Annotated in this window: 16 protein-coding genes; 8 read left to right on the forward strand and 8 right to left on the reverse strand. The window is 75.5% G+C overall.

The features are described 5' to 3' along the window. Nucleotides 1-15 precede the first annotated feature (15 nt). Both ACL02U_RS24900 and ACL02U_RS24905 read right to left on the reverse strand, forming a co-directional pair. On the reverse strand, nucleotides 16-777 hold the full coding sequence (locus tag ACL02U_RS24900; RefSeq protein WP_412793154.1) for a DUF4389 domain-containing protein: 762 nt from the start codon (nucleotides 775-777) through the stop codon (nucleotides 16-18). Nucleotides 778-850: 73 nt separating this feature from the next. After that, complete coding sequence (locus tag ACL02U_RS24905; RefSeq protein ID WP_412793155.1) at nucleotides 851-1,078, reverse strand: hypothetical protein; 228 nt, start codon at nucleotides 1,076-1,078, stop codon at nucleotides 851-853. A 373-nt stretch (nucleotides 1,079-1,451) separates the two neighbouring features. Here ACL02U_RS24905 and ACL02U_RS24910 point away from each other — a divergent pair, with 373 nt between their 5' ends. The 3 genes from ACL02U_RS24910 (at nucleotide 1,452) to ACL02U_RS24920 (ending at nucleotide 6,014) form a co-directional block, all read left to right on the forward strand. Then, complete coding sequence (locus tag ACL02U_RS24910) at nucleotides 1,452-2,327, forward strand: universal stress protein (RefSeq protein WP_412793156.1); 876 nt, start codon at nucleotides 1,452-1,454, stop codon at nucleotides 2,325-2,327. 158 nt (nucleotides 2,328-2,485) lie between these two features. After that, nucleotides 2,486-4,855 (forward strand): glycoside hydrolase family 65 protein, encoded by a 2,370-nt coding sequence (locus ACL02U_RS24915; RefSeq protein WP_412793170.1) that lies wholly within the window; start codon nucleotides 2,486-2,488, stop codon nucleotides 4,853-4,855. A gap of 172 nt (nucleotides 4,856-5,027) precedes the next feature. After that, entirely contained in the window at nucleotides 5,028-6,014 is a 987-nt protein-coding gene (locus ACL02U_RS24920; RefSeq protein WP_412793157.1) for an Acg family FMN-binding oxidoreductase, read from the forward strand. Between the two features lie 200 nt (nucleotides 6,015-6,214). Here the strand turns inward: ACL02U_RS24920 and ACL02U_RS24925 are convergent, their stop codons facing one another. From ACL02U_RS24925 to ACL02U_RS24945, 5 genes are all read right to left on the reverse strand, one after another. Continuing rightward, nucleotides 6,215-8,539 (reverse strand): heavy metal translocating P-type ATPase, encoded by a 2,325-nt coding sequence (locus ACL02U_RS24925; RefSeq protein ID WP_412793158.1) that lies wholly within the window; start codon nucleotides 8,537-8,539, stop codon nucleotides 6,215-6,217. Nucleotides 8,540-8,566: 27 nt separating this feature from the next. Continuing rightward, nucleotides 8,567-9,451: a universal stress protein gene (locus tag ACL02U_RS24930; RefSeq protein WP_412793159.1), complete on the reverse strand. Its 885-nt coding sequence runs from the start codon at nucleotides 9,449-9,451 to the stop codon at nucleotides 8,567-8,569. 251 nt (nucleotides 9,452-9,702) lie between these two features. After that, nucleotides 9,703-10,704, reverse strand: a complete 1,002-nt coding sequence (locus tag ACL02U_RS24935) for an Acg family FMN-binding oxidoreductase (protein WP_412793160.1) — start codon at nucleotides 10,702-10,704, stop codon at nucleotides 9,703-9,705. 374 nt (nucleotides 10,705-11,078) lie between these two features. Continuing rightward, a complete protein-coding gene (locus tag ACL02U_RS24940; protein WP_412793171.1) occupies nucleotides 11,079-11,705 on the reverse strand; it encodes a CBS domain-containing protein in 627 nt (208 codons plus the stop codon). 80 nt (nucleotides 11,706-11,785) lie between these two features. After that, nucleotides 11,786-12,250 (reverse strand): Crp/Fnr family transcriptional regulator, encoded by a 465-nt coding sequence (locus ACL02U_RS24945; protein ID WP_412793161.1) that lies wholly within the window; start codon nucleotides 12,248-12,250, stop codon nucleotides 11,786-11,788. A gap of 270 nt (nucleotides 12,251-12,520) precedes the next feature. Here ACL02U_RS24945 and ACL02U_RS24950 point away from each other — a divergent pair, with 270 nt between their 5' ends. Both ACL02U_RS24950 and ACL02U_RS24955 read left to right on the forward strand, forming a co-directional pair. Further along, nucleotides 12,521-13,426 (forward strand): universal stress protein, encoded by a 906-nt coding sequence (locus ACL02U_RS24950; protein WP_412793162.1) that lies wholly within the window; start codon nucleotides 12,521-12,523, stop codon nucleotides 13,424-13,426. A gap of 130 nt (nucleotides 13,427-13,556) precedes the next feature. Further along, nucleotides 13,557-14,426: a universal stress protein gene (locus ACL02U_RS24955; protein ID WP_412793163.1), complete on the forward strand. Its 870-nt coding sequence runs from the start codon at nucleotides 13,557-13,559 to the stop codon at nucleotides 14,424-14,426. A 250-nt stretch (nucleotides 14,427-14,676) separates the two neighbouring features. Here the strand turns inward: ACL02U_RS24955 and ppk2 are convergent, their stop codons facing one another. Next, nucleotides 14,677-15,486, reverse strand: coding sequence for a polyphosphate kinase 2 (ppk2, locus tag ACL02U_RS24960; RefSeq protein ID WP_412793164.1), 810 nt, complete (start codon nucleotides 15,484-15,486; stop codon nucleotides 14,677-14,679). A gap of 141 nt (nucleotides 15,487-15,627) precedes the next feature. On the opposite strand from ppk2, the gene ACL02U_RS24965 reads away from it, so the two are divergent. Genes ACL02U_RS24965 through ACL02U_RS24975 form a run of 3 tightly spaced genes read left to right on the forward strand, consistent with a single transcriptional unit; the run spans nucleotide 15,628 to nucleotide 19,614 of the window. Continuing rightward, nucleotides 15,628-18,324, forward strand: coding sequence for a GNAT family N-acetyltransferase (locus ACL02U_RS24965; protein ID WP_412793165.1), 2,697 nt, complete (start codon nucleotides 15,628-15,630; stop codon nucleotides 18,322-18,324). A 25-nt stretch (nucleotides 18,325-18,349) separates the two neighbouring features. Further along, nucleotides 18,350-19,081 (forward strand): CBS domain-containing protein, encoded by a 732-nt coding sequence (locus ACL02U_RS24970; RefSeq protein WP_412793166.1) that lies wholly within the window; start codon nucleotides 18,350-18,352, stop codon nucleotides 19,079-19,081. 23 nt (nucleotides 19,082-19,104) lie between these two features. Continuing rightward, a complete protein-coding gene (locus ACL02U_RS24975; protein WP_412793167.1) occupies nucleotides 19,105-19,614 on the forward strand; it encodes a flavodoxin domain-containing protein in 510 nt (169 codons plus the stop codon). Nucleotides 19,615-19,716: the final 102 nt, after the last annotated feature.

Here is a 19,716-nt window from a genome sequence, read left to right on the forward strand (position 1 = left end):
GTCCGGCGCCGGCGTTCACGCCGGCCTCCCGGGCACGTCGCCGCCCGCCGCCGGCGGTTCCCCGCCCGCCGTTCCGGGCTGCTCGTCGTACGCCTCCTTCGGCGGCTGACCGTCCGCCGCCCCCGGCGATGCGCCGCCGGCCGGCCGGGGCGGTTCGTCGCCGCCCTGGTCGAGGCGGAACGGCGGGTACTCGTCGGTGAGCAGGGCCGCGTAGGCGGCCACCCGCAGCACCCAGCGGTTCAGCCCGATCACCAGGTCGAACAGGTCCCGCGGATACCTGCCGTTGAACGCGAGGACCACCGCCGCGACCAGCGTCAGCAGCCCGATGAGCCCGAAGTCGGCCCAGGGCGCCCGTGTTCCTCCCAGGAACAGGCCGACGACCAGGTAGTGCGGGATGGCCAGCAGCCACCACTTGACGAGGACCAGGCCGCGGGACAGCTGTTCCGGGTACTCGACGTCGAAGTGCGTCGGATAGTCCGGCACGTCCGCGAGCGTGAACGGCGGATACCGGTCGGTGCCCAGGGCACCGTAGGCGTAGTAGGCCACCCGCCAGTTCCAGCGCAGCACCCCGACGTTGAAGTCGAAGAGCGAGCGCGGATAGCGGCCGGTGAACAGGATCGCGAAGAACGCCACCACGCTCACGGCCACGAACGCCACCCACAGGAACGCCAGGACGATGTAGTGGGGAAGCGCCAGCAGCCACTTGACCAGCCACAGCCAGCGCGACAGCGGTTCGTCCAACTGCGCCGTCAGCCGGGCCGGCTGCGGCGGTCTCACGGTTTCGGTGTACACGGTGCGGCTCCCTCGCACGAGCAGGGACGAACAGGGGTGAAGGCAGCGGCCGGGGCGGTCAGTGCCGGTAGTGCTGGTGGTCGTCGTCATGGCGGCCGATGTAGTGCCGCTCCTCGATGACCGTCTCGTTCTCACCGGGCCGCTGCCGGCCGCCCACGGTGGCCATGAAGAGCATCAGCCCGAGCAGACCGGCGCCCATCAGGACGAGACCCAGGACCAGCCCGCTGTGGAACACCAGCCAGGTGCCCACCCCCAGAGCCACGAGCAGCAGGAACGGAGCCGTCATCGCGTGTACCCCTTCGTTCGCGCGGTTCGATGTGCCGGAACGGGAGGCGGACGCCCCGCCAGACGCGGCGTCCGGGAGCCGGAACCGGTTCACGGCCACGGCGCACCTCCCTACCAATCCAGCGTCCGGCCCGACCGGGCGGCGGCACAGGGGCTGACCGGGCAGGCCCCGGGGCCGACCGGCCCGCACTCGCCCGTCCGGGCGCCGCCCCGCTCCGGCCGCACCGCGGCAGCCCGCCGGGCGGGCTGGGCCGAAGGTCCCCGGCGGGGGCCGAATCGCCCCTGCTGCGGTCCCGCCGCCGATGCGAGGCTGACGGTCGAGGGGTTGCGTCCCGTGCCGTACGGCGGCGCAGCCCGGAAAGGCGGTGAGGGACATGGCGTTGCCCCTGGTCGTGGGCGTCGACGGATCCGACCCGAGCCTCACGGCAGTCGACTGGGCGGTGGACGAGGCCGTCCGGCGCGGTCTGCCGCTGCGGCTGGTCTACGGGTCGCTGTGGGAGCGCTACGAGGGCAGCCTCCCGGTCGGCCCGGCAGCCCACCCGCCCGAAGCGGTGACCGTGGACGCCCTGCTCGCCTCGGCCGCCGAACGCGTCCGGCGCCGGGCCCCCGACGTGGAGCTGACCACCGAGGCAGTCCCCGCCGAAGCCGTGGACGTCCTGCTCGACGAAGGCCGCAACGCCTCCGTGCTGGTGACCGGCTCCCGCGGCCGGGGGCAGGTCGCGGGTCTGCTCCTCGGCTCGGTGGGGCTGGCGGTGGCGGCCCGCGCCCACTGCCCCGTCGTCGTGGTCCGCGGCGACAAGGCCGGCCTGGCCGGCACCCACGAGCGGATCCTGCTCGGTGTCGGCGAACCCGCGACAGCGGGCGACGCCGTACGGTTCGCCTTCCGCGAGGCGGAGGCCCGCGGCTGCACCCTGGACGCGGTACGCGGCTGGCGCTCCCCCGCGCACGAGCCGGCCGACCGTCCGATGCTCGCCGGGGACCCGGCGCACCGGCACGAGGAGGAGGCGCGCGCCCTGTTGGACGCGGCCCTGCACGAGGCGGAGGCCGAGCACCCTTCGGTGCGGGTGCGGCCCGCGACCGTCGAGGGCCCGGCCCGCGCCGTCCTGCTGAACCGGGCGGCCGCCGCCGACCTGGTGGTCATCGGTGCGCGCCGCCGCACCGGCCGCTTCGGCCTCCAACTGGGCCGTGTCGCGCACACCCTGCTGCACCACGCGCCCTGCCCGGTGGCCGTCGTACCGCAGCAGTCCTGACCCGCGCGAGCACGCCGCCCGCGTCCCCGGCGCGGACCGGACCGGGCCGGGACGGGGAACCCGCGGCGGGGCCGGGGCGACCGGGCAACCGCACGTCCGCACATCAGGAGCACATGCAGGAGCACACCAGGAGACACGCCGCTGTGAGGAGCGCCGAGGTGACGGGCTGGAGCTGGGAGTACGAAGGCTACGACCCCGCGGACGAGCGGCTGCGGGAATCCCTGTGCACACTGGGCAACGGCTACCTCGCCACACGCGGGGCGCTCCCCGAGTGCGCCGCGGACGACGTGCACTACCCGGGCACCTACGTGGCGGGCTGCTACAACCGGCTCACCTCCGAGGTGGCCGGCCGCCGGGTCGAGAACGAGGACATGGTCAACCTGCCGAACTGGCTGCCGCTGCGGTTCCGCGTCGCCGGCGGACCGTGGCTGCACCCCGACACCGCTCCGGTGCTCGACCACCGCGTGCGGCTGCACCTGTCCTCCGGGCTCCTGGAGCGGCGTACCCGCTACGGCCTCGGCGACGGCCGCACCCTCACGGTGCGCCAGCAGCGCCTGGTGCACATGGCGGACCCGCACCTGGCGGCCCAGCGCACCGAGCTCACCGCCGAGGGCTTCTCCGGGCCGCTCGACGTGGAGGCGGCCCTCGACGGCCGTGTCGTCAACGAGGGCGTGGCGCGCTACCGCGACCTGGACGGACGCCACCTCACCCATGTCCACACCGGAGAGGCGGACGACGACACGGTGTGGCTGCGCTGCCGCACCCGCACCTCCGACATCCGGGTCGGCATGGCCGCCCGGCTCGCCGTCGCCGGGCCCGTCACCGTCCGGCACGAGGAAGGCCGGGCCGTGCAGCGGATGCGGCTGCCGCTGACGGACGGCCGTCCCAGCACGGTCGACAAGACGGTCGCCCTGCACACCTCGCGCGACCCGGCGATCAGCGACCCCCTCCACGCCGCCGTGGCCCGGGTGGGCCGCGCCCCGGGCTTCGAGGAACTGCTGGAGTCCCATCTGAGCGCCTGGGACCGGCTGTGGCGGCGCGCCGACGTCGACGTGCCCGGCGAGTCCGGCCGCATCCTGCGGCTGCACCTGTTCCACGTGCTGCAGACGCTGTCCCCGCACACCGCCGACCTCGACGTCGGAGTGCCCGCCCGCGGACTGCACGGCGAGGCCTACCGCGGCCACGTCTTCTGGGACGAACTGTTCGTCCTGCCCTACCTCAACCTGCACTTCCCGGAAGTCTCCCGCGCCCTGCTGCGCTACCGCCACGTGCGGCTGGAACGGGCCTGCACCGCCGCCCGGGAGGCGGGCCGCCAAGGCGCCATGTACCCCTGGCAGAGCGGCAGCGACGGCCGCGAGGAGACCCAGCAACTGCACCTGAACCCGCGCTCCGGCCGCTGGCTCCCCGACCACTCCAGGCTCCAGCACCACGTCGGGTCGGCCGTCGCCTACAACGTGTGGCAGTACTACCGGGCCACCGGCGACGCGGAGTTCCTGCACACCAAGGGCGCGGAGATGATGCTCCAGATCGCCCGGTTCTGGGCGGACGCCGCCACCTACGACGAAAGCCTCGGACGGCACCGGATCAGGGGCGTGGTCGGCCCCGACGAGTACCACGACGCCTATCCCGGCGCCGCGTCCCCCGGCCTCGACGACAACGCCTACACCAACGTCACCGCCGCCTGGACGCTGGCCCGCGCCCTGCAACTGCTGGAGGTGCTGCCCGAGCCGCGTCGGCGCGAACTCGTCGAGCAGATCGGTCTGGACGGCGGCGAACTCGAACAGTGGGAGGACGTCTCCCGAACCCTCCACGTGCCCTTCCACCGCGGCGTCGTCAGCCAGTTCCAGGGCTACCGCGATCTCGCGGAACTCGACTGGGACGGCTACCGCAGGCGGTACGGCGACATCCGCCGGCTGGACCGGATCCTGGAGGCCGAGGGCGACAGCGTCAACCGCTACCAGGCGTCCAAGCAGGCCGACGTACTCATGCTCGGCTACCTGTTCTCCCCGGCCGAACTGCACGGTCTGTTCCGTCGGCTGGGACTGCGGCTCGACGACGAGACCTGGCGGCGCACCGTCGACTACTACCTGCGCCGCACCAGCCACGGCTCCACACTCAGCGGTCTCGTGCACGGCTGGGTGCTCGCCCGCGCCCGACGCGGGGAGGCCTGGAAGTTCTGCCAGGAAGCACTCCAGGGCGACATCGCGGACGTGCAGGGCGGGACCACCGGCGAAGGCATCCACCTGGGCGCCATGGCCGGCACCCTCGACCTCGTGCAGCGCGGGCTGACCGGGCTGGAGGCCGACGGCGGATCGCTGTGCCTCGACCCCGTGCCGCTGCCGGAGCTGTCCTCGTACGGCTTCTCCCTGCGCTACCGCGGCCACTGGGGTGTGCGGCTGCGTCTGGAACGCGGCCTGCTGGAGGTCGCCGTGCCGTCCTCCGACGCGTCCGCGATCGAGATCCGCCTGCCGGACCGGTCGGTCCCCCTCCAGCCGGGGGAGACGGCCCGCCTGGTGCTCCCGGACTGACCCGCGCACCCGCCCCCCCGCCCAGCCCCGCGTGGCGTTGAGGGCCCGGCTGGGCCGGATGGTCCCCGCCGGACCCTCAAGGCCCTACCGGGAACCCCCGCCGCGGGGCGATGCTGGGGGGTGAGGCGAGTGCCGCCTCACCCCACCCAGCCCCGCGGGAGGAGGTGCGTCGATGCCGGCGCAACCGCTCGACCACGAGACCGTGAGGGCGCTGGTGAGCGCCGCCACGACCGCTCCGTCGCTGCACAACGCCCAGCCCTGGCGGTTCCGCGGCCTTCCGGACCGACGCACCGTCGAGTTGCGTGCCGACCCGGACCGAGCGATCCCGCGACTGGACCCCGAGCACCGGGGGCTGCACATCGGCTGCGGCGCCGCCCTGTTCAACCTGCGTGTCGCCGCCGCCCGCGCGGGCCTGCAGGCGCGCGTACGGCTGCTGCCCGACCCGGACGACCGGTGGTTCCTCGCCACGGTGCACCTCGACGACACCACCGCCCCGCCCGACACCGACCTGGCCGGGCTGTTCCCGGTGCTGGAGCGGCGGCACACCAGCCGCCACCCCTTCGAGCAGAAGCCGCTGCCGAGCGAGGTCCAGCTCGTACTGCGCGAGGCCGCCGACCGAGAGCAGGTCCAGCTCGTCTTCCCCGAGGTGTGGCACGTCGAGGCGCTGCTGGACCAGGTCCGCGACGCGGAGGGCCGGGACGAGATGGCACCCGAGCGGTTCGAGGACGTGCGCCGCTGGACCCGGATCGGCGTACGCACCGCCGTCGTCGACGGCATCCCGGACTACGCCTTCGGGCCGACCCGGCGCGGCGGCCGCGCTCCGGTACGGGACTTCGCCGGACGCCGCGCCGTGCCGGGCCGGCCGGCCGCGGTGTTCGAGACGTTCCCGAACCTGGCGCTGCTGGGCACCGCCCGGGACCGGCCCGTGGACTGGCTGCGCGCGGGCCAGGGACTGGAACGGATCCTGCTGGTGGCGACCCGCCAGGGCCTGGCCACCTCGCTCACCTCGCACTCCCTGGAGCAGCCCGACCTGCGCGAGCTCGCCCGGGATCCCGAATCCGCCATGGGCTTCGTGCACATGGTGCTGCGTCTCGGCTACGGTCCCCCCGGCCGTGCGACCCCGCGCAGGCCGGTCGACCAGGTTCTGGAGATGGCGTGATTCTGGAGATGGCGTGACCCCGCCGGGAGTGCGGTGACCCCGCCCGGGTGTCCCGCACCCCGAGGCCTCACCGGGGTGCGCCCCCGCGGGACCTGCCGTGTCAGGACCGGGCGAGGGTTTCGGGGGCACCGGGTGAGCCGCCGCAGGGTCGGGGCCACCGGCCGCCGCAGGGTCGGGCCACCGGGTGAACCGCCGCAGGGTCACTGGGCGAGCGAGAAGTAGGCCTCCTCCTCCTGGACGAAGTGCAGCCGCAGCACCGAGTGCAGTCCGTACAGGCAGGCGCGCAGATCGTCGAGTTGCTCCGCCGCGACGGAGCCGGAGGAACCGGCCAGGGCGAGATGCGTGGCGATCCGGCGGGCCAGCCGCTCGATCTCGGCGTGCGCCCGGCTCATCGTCGACGTGGCCTCCGGCCCGCCCAGCACGGAGGCGAGCGCCGGGTACAACTGGTGCTCCTCGGCGTACTCGTGCGGCAGCAGCCGCTCGGTGAGCAGCCGGTGCACCTGCGCCACGGACGCGAGCGCCTCCGGGCCGCTGCTGTCGGACAGCCGGTCGGCCGCGGCGCGTACCGCCTCGAGCACGTCCTGCAGGTCGTCGTGCTCGGCCGCGAAACGCCGGATCAGGTCCCGTGCGGCGGGCTGCAGTTCCGGACCCGTCCCCCGGTCCGCACGCAGGGCGCGCAACGCGTTGAGGATGACCGCGACGTCGATGCCCTCCTGCAGCAGCGCGCCGACGGCCGGCGGCAGCAGGCCCGCGGCGGCCGCCGCCATGGCGGCCAGTGACAGGAGCATCCCGCCGAGCGCGCTCTGCACCGCGATCCGGCGCACCCGGACGGCGAGGACAACCGCGTCGGCCAGCCGGTCCACCCGGTCGGTCGTCAGCACCACGTCGGCCGCCTCGGAGGACGCCGTGGCACCCCGCGCGCCCATCGCCACGCCGATGTCCGCGGCGGCCAGCGCGGGCGCGTCGTTGACGCCGTCGCCCAGCATGGCGGTCACCGCCCGGTCCCGCTCCTCGTGCACCGCGGCCACCTTGCCGGCGGGCGACAGACCCGCACGCACCTCGTCCAGGCCGAGCACCGCACCCACCTCGCGGGCCGGCTCGTCCCGGTCCCCGGTGAGCATCACCAGCCGGTGGATCCCGGCCGCCCGCAGCCGGCGCAGGGTGCGCGGAACGTCGGGGCGCGGCGGGTCCCGCAGCAGCACCGCACCCACCGCGCGGCCGTCGACGGTCAGCCAGGCGACCGCCGCCCCGTCCAGCAGCGCCCGGTTGTCGACGGCCCGCATCCACGCGGACGGCGGCACGTCCGGGTCGAGGCGGCCCACCGCCAGCCGGTGGCCGGCGACGGTGCCCTCCGCGCCGAGACCGGGCCGCTCGGTCACGTCCTCCGGCTCGTCCGGCCGCAGGCCCCGCTCCCGGGCCGCGGCCACGATCGCGCGCGCCAGAACGTGCGGGGAGTACCGGTCGACGGAGGCCGCCAGCCCCAGCACCCGGTCCGGCCGCCAGTCGGGTCCGGCGACCACGTCCACGACACGGGGCCGGCCCCCGGTGAGGGTGCCGGTCTTGTCCAGCAGCAGGGTGCGGGCCCGGCCCAGGTTCTCCAGAGCGCCGCCGTCCCGGATCACCACGCCCATCCGGGAAGCCCGCGACAGGCCCGACACCACCGCCACCGGGGCCGCCAGCAGCAGGGGGCACGGCGTGGCGACGACCAGCACCGCCACCGCCCGCACGGCCGAACCGCTCACCAGCCAGGCCAGCCCCGCGACGGCCACGGACACCGGCAGGAACCAGGCCGCGTAGCGGTCGGCCAGGCGCACCACCGGCGCCGACTCCGCCCCGGCACGGCGGGCCAGCCGCACGATCCCCGCGTAGGTGCTGTCGGCCTCGACGGCCGTGGCCTGCAGCTCGAAGGCGGCGCCGGCGTTCACCACCCCGCTGCACACCGCCTCCCCCTCCGCACGCCGCACCGCCGGTGGTTCCCCGGTGAGCGCCGACTCGTCCAGTGCGGCGCCGGACCCGACCAGCCGGCCGTCGACCGGCACCACCTCACCCGGCCCCACCACCAGCAGGTCCCCGACCGCTACGTCCGCCGTGGGCACGGAGAGCACCTCGCCGTCCTGCCGCCGCCGCGCGGTGCGCGGCGCCCGCTCCAGCAGCGCCCGCAGATCGTGCGAGGCACGCCGCTGTGCGGCGGCCTCCAGAGTGCGGCCGGTGGCCAGCATCAGCGCGATCAGCGCCCCGGCCAGGTACTCGCCCACGGCCAGGGTGCCGCCGAGGGCCAGCACCGCGATCAGGTCCACGCCGGCCCGGCCGCGTCGCAGCTGGCCCAGCACCCACCCGACGGCGGGCACGATGGCGGCGACGGTGCCCACGGCCCAGCACAGGTCGGCGGCCCCGGACGCCCCCGTCAGCCAGGCGATGCCGCCGGCCGTCAGGGCGGCGGCGGTGACGACCAGCAGGATCCGCGCCGGCCGGTCCGTTGCGGTACCCGCCTCACGCGACGGTCCCTGCGCAGGGCTTCGGTCCATGGCATACCCCCACTCGGCGGAAGCGGATCAGTCATGTGGGACGACGGCGACCGGGCACGGCGCGTGGTGCAGGGCCGCGTGTGTCACGGGGCCGAGCTTCCACGTCAGGTGGGAGGGGTGGAGGCGACGCCCGACGACGGTGAGCCCGCCGCGTGCCGAGGCGGCCAGCAGGACCGGTGCCCCCGCCCCCTCGGAGACCTCCGCGGAGGCCGGCACCTCGGGGAACTTCTCCCGCCACGGCCCGAGCATCTCCGCCAGCCGCGCGCGTTCCTCCTCCTCGTAGCCGCCGTCGGCACCGTGCGCGGGCAGCGAAAGCGACACCCGCGCGGACAGCGGCAGGGCGTGCACCGCGCGCACCCGGCCCCGCCGCGCCGCGGCCGAGGCGAACGCGAACTCCAGCAGCCGTTCGGCGGCCGGGCCGACCTCGTGCACCCCGACGACGACGTCCCCGCGGGCGTCCGGCGCCGGACGCCCCCAACCCTCCTCGACGGCGGGGTCGCCGGACCGGACGGTGACCGCCGGGCAGCGCACCAGTCCCAGCACGTGCAGGCTGATGGAACCGAGCAGGAAGCCGGCGATCGAGCCGTGCCCGCGGGAGCCGAGCACCAGCATCGCCGCGGACTTCCCGCGTTCCAGCAGCGCGTCGGCGGCCGGCGCGGACACCAGCTCGGTGCCCAGATCCAGGTCCGCGTAACGGTGCAGCAGCTCCGCCTCGGCCCGCTGCAGCACCCGGGCGCCGTACCGCTGCTTGCTCAGGGCCTCCTGGGCGACGGGCACGTCCAGCGGCTGGGTGGTCCAGGAGTGCAGCAGCAGCACCGGCAGATGCCGGTCCCTCGCCTCGCGGGCACCCCACCACGCGGCCGTCATGCTCTCGGGGGAGCCGTCCAGCCCGACGACGACGGGTCCGGTCATGCCACACCTCCCGTTCTCGGCGCCTGGAGCACCGCCGTTCGCACGATCCCACCTCCAGCGTTCGCGCGCCGCCGGCGCCCCGGGAGGGCCGGACGGTGTGCGGTTTGGGCCCGTACGGCCCAGTGCCGGGCGGGACCGGACCGGGCCGGGCGCCGTCGGACCGGGCCGGGCGGGAGACGCCCCTACCGACGGGTCCGAGGAGTCGGCGGGGAGTCCGACCGCCCGGGCCCGGTGCGAGCCGCGGCACCCGGTCAGGCGCGGGCCGGTACCGGCTCCGTCGCGCCCTCCAGCGTCCGGGACACCGCACGGCGCGGCGTGCGCGGCCCCTCGGGGCCGTACCCCAGCCGCAGCAGCATCTGCGCGTGCCGCCGGCCCTCGGCGTCCTCGCCGGTGAGAGCCGCGCGCAGGTCCGGCCACTCCAGGGCCTGGTGCAGCATCGAGGTCCGCACTCCGTGCGCGGTCGCCAGCAGCAGCACCCGTTCCAGTGCCTGGCCGGCCCGCAGCCAGTCGGCCCGCCGGTCGTGCGCGGTGGACAGCAGGACGATCACGGGGCGTTCCTCGAACGGACGCGCGGGCAGCAGGGACGTGTGGCGGTGGGCGCCGAAGTCCCGCATCGGCATCCGCTCCCGGTAGTCCTGCGGCCCGACCGCGGACGGCGGGACACCGACCCCGGACTCGTCGGGCCGGCGCACCCAGCGGCGGCTCTCCGCCGCCCGGTCGGCGTCGGCCGCGCTGCGCCGCTCGGCCTGCCGGGTCAGTCCCAGCAGCCGCTCCGTCCCGGCGGTCCCGGGACGGTACAGCGACGCTCCCTCGGCGTGGGCGGCGTCGGCGAGTTCCGCCAGCAGCGCGGCGGGCAGCGGATGGGCGGAGAACGGCATCCGGCTGCTGTGCCGGCGCCACACCGCGTCGTGCAGCGCCCCGTCGGCAGGGGGCCGGGCGGCTCCGGCCAGCCGGACCGTCGCCAGCAGTTCCGGCTCCTCGGGGCGCGGCAGCAGCCGTGTCACCGGCTGCCAGCCCAGGTGCGCGACCGCGACCCGAAGGTTGAGCAGCGCGCACCCGGCCGACACGTGCAGCGCGCGGCCGCTCGGGTCGAGGCGCGGCAGGGCCCGACGGGTCTCGGCGCGCACTTCGACGGTGACCGTGTCCGGGTCCAGCCGGAACCGCCACGGCTGCGAGTTGTGCACCGAGGGTGCGGCCACGGCCGCGGACACCAACCGCTCCAGCGTCGCGGCGTCGAGCACGGTGGTCGTCATCGGTACTCCTCCCCGCCCAGTGCCGTCGCGGCGGTCGGGCTGACATGTGGGTCTGAGCTGCTGGGTCTGAGTTGCTGGGTCTGAGTTGCGTGCTGGTCACCACGGTGCCTCCGCGGTCCCGGGCGGGGCAGGGGCCGTACGGTCCCGGCCGCCGCGCCGGACGGCCCGGCCGCCCGGCGGCTCCCGGGCAAGGGGGCAGGTCCGGCACCGCGGGAGAGCGGGACCGGGACCTGCCCCCGGGAGCACTCCTCCGGCACGCCGTGCGTCCACCGGGCACGCAGCGGGCCGCGGTGCCGCCTCGCACCGCGGCCCGCTCCCGCCGCATCCCCCTCCGGAGCCGTCACGCCCCGGGGGCTTCCTGCCCCCGTGCCCCGTCACGGTGCCGGCGCCGCGTCCCCCGCCAGGTCGAACCGCACGTCCACCACGCCCTCGACGCCGCGGACCAACCGCGCGGCCGCGGGCACCAGGGACCTGTCCCGGATCCGTCCGGCGAGGACGACGACACCGTCCTGGACCGTCACCCGCACCGACGACGCCGGCCCGGGGAACAGGTAGGCCACCACCTCGCGCCGGACCTCCTCCGCGATCGCCTCGTCGTCCCGCAGGAACACCTTCAGCAGGTCGGCGCGGCTGACGATGCCGACGAGCCGGCCGTCCTCGCCGACGACCGGCAGCCGCTTGACGCCGGCCCGCGCCATGACGCGCGCCGCCCGGGCGAGCGTGGCGTCGGGGCCGACGGTCAGCGCCGGGGACGTCATCAGCTCCTCCGCGGTGACCGACCCCGCCTTGACCATGTCGGACAGGCGGCGCAGTTGCGTGGACCGGTCGGGGTCGCTGTCCCGGAACTCCTCCTTGGGCAGCAGGTCGGCCTCCGAGACGACCCCGACGACGCGCCCCGCGCCGTCCACCACCGGCAGGGCGCTCACCCGGTGCTCCTGGAGCGTCAGCACGAGATCCTTGAAAGCGGTACCGCGTTCCACGGTGACCACGTCACGCGTCATCACGTCGGCCACGACGTGCGGGGCGCCGGGAGCGGCGGCCGTGCCGCCGTCCCCCGCACCGCCCGGGATGCCGGTCGCGCTCACCGGGTGCCTCCGCTGCCGTAGGGGCCGTACAGGTCCAGGAGCCTGGTCCGGGCCGCGTGCAGCCGGTGCGCCACCACGCGTCCCACCCACTCGGCCACGCTCCGGCCGAAGTCCGGGTCCCGCCGGCACTCCTCACGTACCACCGTCGCGTCGAACTCGTAGGCCCGCAGCGGCGTCGCCGCCTCCGCGCCCAGGTGCCAGACGTGCGGCGGGAACAGCCAGGACCAGCCGACGAGGTCGTTGTGGCCGAGCGACTCGATGACCGCGGGCCGGCGGCCCGGCACCCGCATGTCCAGTTCGACCGTGCCGGTCCTGACGATCCAGAACCGGTTCGCGTGACCGCCCTCTTCGAACAGACGTGTGCCCTGTGGGAACGCCACCTCGTGGGCGCTCTCCATCAACCGCTGCCGGTGTTCGGCGGGCAGCGCCCGCGACATGCTCGTCGTGACGGGTGCGTTCATGGCACGCCTCCAAAGGGCCGACCGGATGACCACCTCCAGCCTGGCCGCCGCCCCCCGGCGACGGCCATGGGCCACCCGGCCCCGCGGGCGGGCCGACCGGCGGCCCGGCCGCGGGGCCGCCGAACCCTCCGCGGACACGGCCGGCGCGGCAGGGGGAGGCGCGCCGGGCCCACTGGGCCGGTCGGTCCCGGCCGGGGACCTGCGGCCCCTGCTGCCCCCGCCGCGCCACCGGGAGGCTGGGGCCAGACACCCGATCAGGAGGCACACATCATGGTCCGCACAGTGGTCGCAGGTCTGGACGGCTCACCCGAAAGCCGCGCGGCTGCCGAATGGGCGGCCCGCGAGGCGGAACTGCGCGGCCTGCCCTTGAAGATCGTCCACATCTGGGAGCCGGTGCCCGAGCCGATGGCGCAGGCGCCGCTGCTCGGCACCGAGACCCATGCCCACTGGACCGAGCGGATCCCCCGGGAGGCGGCCGAGGGCATCGGCCTGCGCCACCCCGGCCTCGACGTCACCGTGGAACAGCACAGCGGCCGGGCCGCCGAGGTCCTCGCCGACGCCGCGGACGGTGCCGAACTGCTCGCCCTCGGGTCCCGCGGCATGAGCGGGTTCGGCGGTTTCCTGGTGGGCTCCGTCAGCCAGGCCGTCATCGCGCACACCGAGGTGCCGGTGGTGCTGGTGCGGGCCGGCGAGCAGGCGGCCGACGAGCACGAACTCGACCCGGCCGGGGTCCCGACCACCTCCACCGCCTTCCGCCCCGTGCTGCTGGGGCTCGACGTCGGCAGCCCCGACGACGCGGTCATCGCCTTCGCGTTCGAGGAGGCGGCCCGGCGCGACACCACGCTGCGGGTCCTGCACAGCTGGAACTTCCCCGTCTCCTACACCTACGGCCTGTCCGCCGATCCCGGACTGCAGGAGGAGATCGCCCAGAGCAAGGCCGAGCAACTCGCCGAGGTACTGCGCCCCTGGCGGCGGAAGCACCCGTCGGTCGAGGTCGTCGAGGAGTGCAGCCCCGGCAGCGCCGCCGTGCAACTCATCGACGCCGCCCGGGAAGCCTCCCTGGTCGTCGTCGGCCGACGGATCCGCCGGAGCCCGTTCGGCGCCCACATCGGCTCCGTCGCCCACGGCGTCCTGCACCACGCCACCGCCCCCGTCGCCGTCGTCGCACACGGCTGACCGGGCGCCGGTGGGCGCGCAGCCGAACCGGATCAACGGAGCGCCGCCGCAGCCCGCACCGTGCCCACCGCGACCGGGGGAACCCACCCGGGCGGGCCGGTGGCGCGGCGGCCGTGAGGAGGTGACCTCGATGGACCTGCCAGTCGTCGTGGGAACGGACGGTTCCGAAGCGAGTCTGCGGGCCGTCGACTGGGCGGCCGACGAGGCCGCGCTGCGCGGCCTGCCGCTGCGCGTCGTGTACGCCTCCCTGTGGGAGCGCTACGAGGGAGACGCGCTGGCCCGTGACATCGGAGGGCCGGACCGGGAGGTGACCGCCGGGGATCTCGTCGCCGCGGCCGTCCGGCGGGCCGAGCACCGGCAGCCGGACCTGAAGGTCACCGGGGACGTGCTGCCCGAGGAACCGGAGTACGCGCTGGTGGCCGAAGGTCGCCGGGCCGCCGCCCTGGTGCTGGGCACCCGCGGTCGCGGCGGCATCGCCGAGGCACTGCTGGGCTCGGTCAGCCTGGCCGCGGCCGGCCACGCCGACTGCCCGGTCGTCGTGGTCCGCGGCAGCCACGACAACCAGGCGCGACGCGCTCTCCGCGGCCGGGTGGTGGTCGGCGTCGGGGAAGGGCCCGGCGCGACCGACGTCGTCCGGTTCGCCGCGGAGGAGGCCCGGCGCCGCGGTGTGCCCCTGGACGCGGTCAGCGCCTGGAAGCGGCCGGCGCACGAGGCCTCGGGGCATCCGCTGCTGACCGGCGACCCGGCCCGCCCCCACGAGGAACGGGCCGTCGCCGCACTGGAGGCCGCGCTCGCCGGTGTCGCGGAGGAGGTGACGGTGCGCCGGCACACCGTGGAGGGCCACGCCCTCCGGGTGCTGGCCGACGCCTCGTGGGAGGCCGACCTGCTGGTCGTCGGAGCCCGGCGGCGGCCCGCCCACCACGGGTCGCGGCTCGGCCGGGTCGCCCACGGGGTGCTGCACCGCTCCGGCTGCCCCGTGGCCGTCGTACCGCACTCCTGACCGGAGCCGGGACGGGCGGCCGGTACCGGTGGGCCGTCCGGGCAGGCCGCCGGGGGCGGCGTCGTGCAGGCCTGCGGGGGAGCCGCATCGGGCGGCCCGGCGGGGGAGTCGCGCCGGGCCGCCCGCGGCGGCCTCCCCCCGTCCGCCACTACCCCCATCCGCCCCTACCCGTGGCCGTCCCCACCCGCACCGGTGCCGGCCCGCCGCGACCGGCCGCCGCTCACAGGTCCGCCGCTCACAGGTCCGCCGCTCACAGGTCCGCCGCGTGGTCGGGGACGTAGGTCTGCAGATCGCGCGGCGGGCGCACGTAGCCGGTCGACGGCGGACGCGGCGGCAACTCGGGCACCGCCGGCGACACCTCGTGGTAGGGCACCGAGTCCAGCAGGTGGGCGATCATGTTCAGCCGGGCCCGGCGCTTGTCGTCGCTCTCGACGACGTACCAGGGAGCCTCCCGGATGTCGGTGTGCACCTGCATCTCGTCCTTGGCCCGCGAGTACGCCTCCCAGCGGGTGATCGACTCCAGGTCCATCGGCGACAGCTTCCAGCGCCGCAGCGGATCCTCCAGCCGGCGCCGGAAACGCTCCTGCTGCTCGGTGTCACTCACCGAGAACCAGTACTTGCGCAGCAGGATGCCGTCCTCCACCAGCATCCGCTCGAAGATCGGGCACTGCCGCAGGAACAGCTGGTGCTCCTCCTTGGTGCAGAAGCCCATCACATGCTCCACGCCGGCCCGGTTGTACCAGGAGCGGTCGAACAGGACGATCTCCCCGGCGGCCGGAAGATGCTCGACGTACCGCTGGAAGTACCACTGCGTGCGTTCCCGCTCGGTCGGCTTCGGCAGCGCCGCGATCCTCGCCACCCGCGGGTTGAGATGCTCGGCCACCCGTTTGATGGTTCCGCCCTTGCCCGCCGCGTCCCGCCCCTCGAACACGACGACCAGGCGGACCCCCTCCGCCCGCACCCACTCCTGCAGCTTGACCAACTCGCCCTGCAAGCGGCTGAGTTCCGCCTCATAGACCCCGCGCGGCAGTCTCGCCGCCTTCTTCCCCTGGCCGGCCATGCGGCCCCTTCCTTCGACGTCCTCGACGAGAGGCGGGACCGCGGGGGCCGACCGGCCCCCCTGTCACCGCCGTCCAGCCCATGGGACCCGCACGCGTTCCGCTGGACGCTCGAAGTGTAGAGAAGCCGGAGGTAAGCCGCGATGACGGACCACGACACGCTCACCCGCACACCGGTGCACGCCCTGCTCGCGGACGGCACCACGGCGTGCATCCGCGCCCCGGAGGCGCGCGACCGCGAGCAGCTCCGGGGCCTGTACGAGGAGATGTCCCCGGAGAACCTGCGGCTGCGGTTCTTCTCCGCGAGCACCCGCTCGGCCCAGGACGCGGCCGACCGGGCCTGCGCCGCCCCCCACCCCGGCTACCGGGCCCTGCTCGCCGAACGGCAGGGGCAGGTGATCGGACTCGCGGAGTACGACACCGGCGGCACCGGCGACAAGGCCGACATGTCCATCGCCGTCGCCGACGGGCTGCACCACCGCGGCGTCGGAACCCTGCTCGTCGAGCACCTGATCTCCGCCGCCCGCGCGGACGGCGTCACCGCCTTCACGGCCGACGCGCTGAGCGAGAACCACGAGGTGCTCGGCCTCTTCACCGACCTCGGCCTGCGCGTCACCCGCCGCTTCGACGGACCCGAGGTGCGCTGCACCATCGCCCTCGAGCAGGACGACACCTACCTCAGCGCCGTGGAGGCACGCGGCCGGGCGGCCGACGTCGCCAGCCTGCGCCCCCTGCTGCGGCCCGAGGCGGTCGCCGTGGTGGGCGCCGGCCGCAAACCCGGCTCGGTGGGGCGGGCCGTACTGCACCAGCTCAGGACGAGCGGCTTCACCCGCCGCCTGTTCGCCGTCAACCCGGCGGTGACCTCCCTCCTCGGGGTGCCGTCCTACCCTTCCGTCGCCGCCCTGCCCCGCACCCCCGACCTCGCCGTGCTGGCCGTGCCGGCCCCCTCGGTCGCCGCCACCGCCGAGGAGTGCGGCCGGGCGGGTGTGCGGGCCCTGGTGGTGGTGACCGCCGGCCTCGACGCCGAACAGGCCCGCGCGCTGCTCGCGGCCTGCCGCACCCACGGCATGCGCCTGGCCGGACCCAACTGCCTCGGCGTCGCCAACACCGACCCGGAGCTCCGCCTGAACGCCACCTTCGCGGCCGGCCACACCCGCCCCGGCACCGCGGGAGTCGCCGTGCAGTCCGGCGGCGTCGGCATCGCACTGCTGGAGGGGCTGTCCCGGCTCGGCATCGGCGTCTCCTCCTTCGCCTCGCTCGGCGACAAGTACGACGTCAGCGGCAACGACATGCTCCAGTGGTGGGAGAGCGACGGCCGTACCGACCTCGCCCTGCTGCATCTGGAGTCGTTCGGCAATCCGCGTGCCTTCTCCCGCACCGCCCGCCGGGTGACCCGACGCCTGCCGGTGCTCACCGTGGACGCCGGCCGCACCGACGCCGGCCGGCGCGCCGCCGCCGCGCACACCGCGGCCGGCGCCCCCCGCACCATGACCCGGGCGGCACTGTTCACCCAGGCCGGCATCACCGCCACCCGCTCCTGCGGCGAACTGACCGGGACGGCCGCCCTGCTGCACTCCCAGCCACTGCCCGCCGGGGCCCGGGTCGCCGTCGTCACCAACGCCGTCGGCGTCGGGGTCCTCGCCGCCGACGCCTGCGCGGAGGCCGGGCTCACCCTGCCGCCGCCCACCCCCGACCTGGCCGACGAACTGCTCTCCGTGCTGCCCGAGGGCGCCACGGCCGGCAACCCGGTCACCACCACCGCGGCCGTCACCGAGGACCGGCTGCGGGCCTGCGTGGACCGGCTGCTCCGCAGCGGCGGCACGGACGCCGTCCTCGTCGCACTGGTGCCCACAGCCGTCGCCGCGGCCACCGGAGAGGACCTCGTCCGGGCCGTCACCGACGCGGCCGGCCAGAGGACCAAACCGGTCCTCGCGGTCCGCCTCGAACAGGCCGTGCCGGTCGAACTGCTGCCGGCCGGAGCGGACACCGCCGTCCCCTCCTACGCCGAACCGCAGGCCGCCGCGCGGGCGCTGGCCCACGCCGCCGACCGCGCGGCCTGGCTCGCCCGGCCCGCCGGCACCGTCCCCGCCCTCGACGAGATCGACACCGCCCGGGCCCGCACGGTCGTCGACACCTACCTCGACACCCATCCGGAGGGCGGACTGCTCGACCCCCGGGTGTGCGCCGAACTCCTCGGCTGCTACGGCATCCCGCAACTGCCCTGGGCCTGGGCGGAGACCGAGGACGACGCGGTGCTGGCCGCGGACCGGTTGCGCGGCGCCGACGGCCGGGTCGTGCTGAAGGGCCACTGGCCGGGACTGGTGCACAAGGGCGCCCAGCACGCCGTCCACCTCGACCTGCGGGGCGACGCCCAGGTACGCGCCGCCTTCCGCGACCTGGAGACCCGCTTCGCGGGCCTGCTGACCGGTGTCGTCGTCCAGCCGCTGGCGCGCCGAGGCATCGAGCTGTTCGCCGGGGTCGCCCAGGACGAGGTCTTCGGCCCGCTGGTGCTGTTCGGGCTCGGCGGCACCGCGGCCGACGTGCTCGCCGACCAGGCGGCCCGCCTCGCCCCGCTCACCGACCTGGACGTCCACGACCTGATCACCGCACCGCGCTGCGCACCGCTGCTGTTCGGCGCCGAGGGCGGCGGCCCGGTGGACCTCCAGGGTCTGGAGGAACTGCTGCTGCGGCTGTCCCGCATGGCGGCCGACCTGCCGCAGCTCGCCGAGGCGGACTTCAACCCCGTCCTCGCGACACCGGGCGGCGTGACCGTGCTCGACGCGCACGTCCGCCTGCTGCCGCGCAGGGCCCAGGACCCCTATCTGCGCCGGCTCCGCTGAGGACCCGGACGAGGAAGGACACCCGATGAAGCATGACAAGGTCGGCTCCGTGATGACCACGGAGGTCGTCCGCGCCGAGTACGGTACCCCGTTCAAGGAGGTCGCCCGGCTGCTCGGTGAGCACCGCATCAGCGGACTTCCGGTCGTCGACGAGGACGACAAGGTGATCGGTGTCGTCTCGGAGACGGACCTGATGGCCCGGCAGGCCGGCACCCCCGACCCGTACGAGCCGAGGAAGCGGCTGCGGATCGCGGACCTCACCCCCGCCGCCCGCAGGCGCGCCGCGAAGGCCGGTGCCCGCACGGCCGGCCAGCTGATGACCGAGCCGCCCGTCACCGCGCACGCCGAGGACTCCATCGTCGAGGCCGCCCGCACGATGGCGGGCAGTCATGTGGAGCGGCTGCCCGTCCTCGACGAACAGGACCGGCTGGTCGGCATCGTCACCCGCCGCGACCTGCTGAAGGTGTTCCTGCGGCCGGACGCCGACATCCGCGCCGAGGTCGTCGACGAGGTGCTGGTGCACGCCCTGTGGCTGCCGCCGCGCGGCGTCGACGTCGCCGTGACCGAGGGCGTGGTGACTCTCTCCGGCATTCTCGAGCGGCGGAGCGAGAAGGAGATCGCCGTGTCGATGACCCGGCAGGTCGACGGCGTCGTCGACGTCGTGGACAAGCTGACCTACCGGCTGGACGACGCCCGCGTCCAGCCGGAGGAGCAAGCCCTGCACGGCGTGGCCGACCAGTGGCTGCGCAGGCTGTAGCGATACGAGGGAGGCGGACCGCCATGACCGCGAACATACTGGTGGCCTACGGCACGAAGAACGGGTCGACCGCGCGGATCGCCGAGAGCGTGGCAGACGTGCTCGGCAAGGAGGGCCTGACAGCCGAGGCGCTGCCCGCCGCCGGCGTCCGGGACGTGACCGCGTACGACGCCGTCGTGGTCGGCGGCGCACTGTACGCCGGACGCTGGCACCGGGACGCCCGCCGGTTCCTGCAACGGAACCGGCGGGCCCTGGCGGAGCGCCCGCTGTGGCTGTTCAGCAGCGGCCCGCTCGACGCCTCCGCGTCCGAACGGGACATCCCGCCGGTGCCCGCCGTGCGGCGGGCCATGGCCCGGCTCGACGCCCGCGAGCACATCACCTTCGGCGGCTGCCTCGAGGAGGGCGCCAAGGGCCGCCTCGCGCGGATGATCATCCGCAACGGCAAGGGCGGCGACTTCCGGGACTTCGCCCGCATCGAGGAGTGGGCGGCGCACGTCGCCGGCGAACTGACGGCCCGGCACGAGCAGCGCTGACGGACCGCGGCCTCCCGCGGTGGAGCGGAAGGCCGCCCGGCAGAGCGCCGTACGTCCGGTCACGGTGCGCCGTCTCAGTCCTCGCTCGCCGCGGTGGGCAGG

The organism is Streptomyces sp. MS06 (genome assembly GCF_047200655.1).
Taxonomy (GTDB): domain Bacteria; phylum Actinomycetota; class Actinomycetes; order Streptomycetales; family Streptomycetaceae; genus Streptomyces.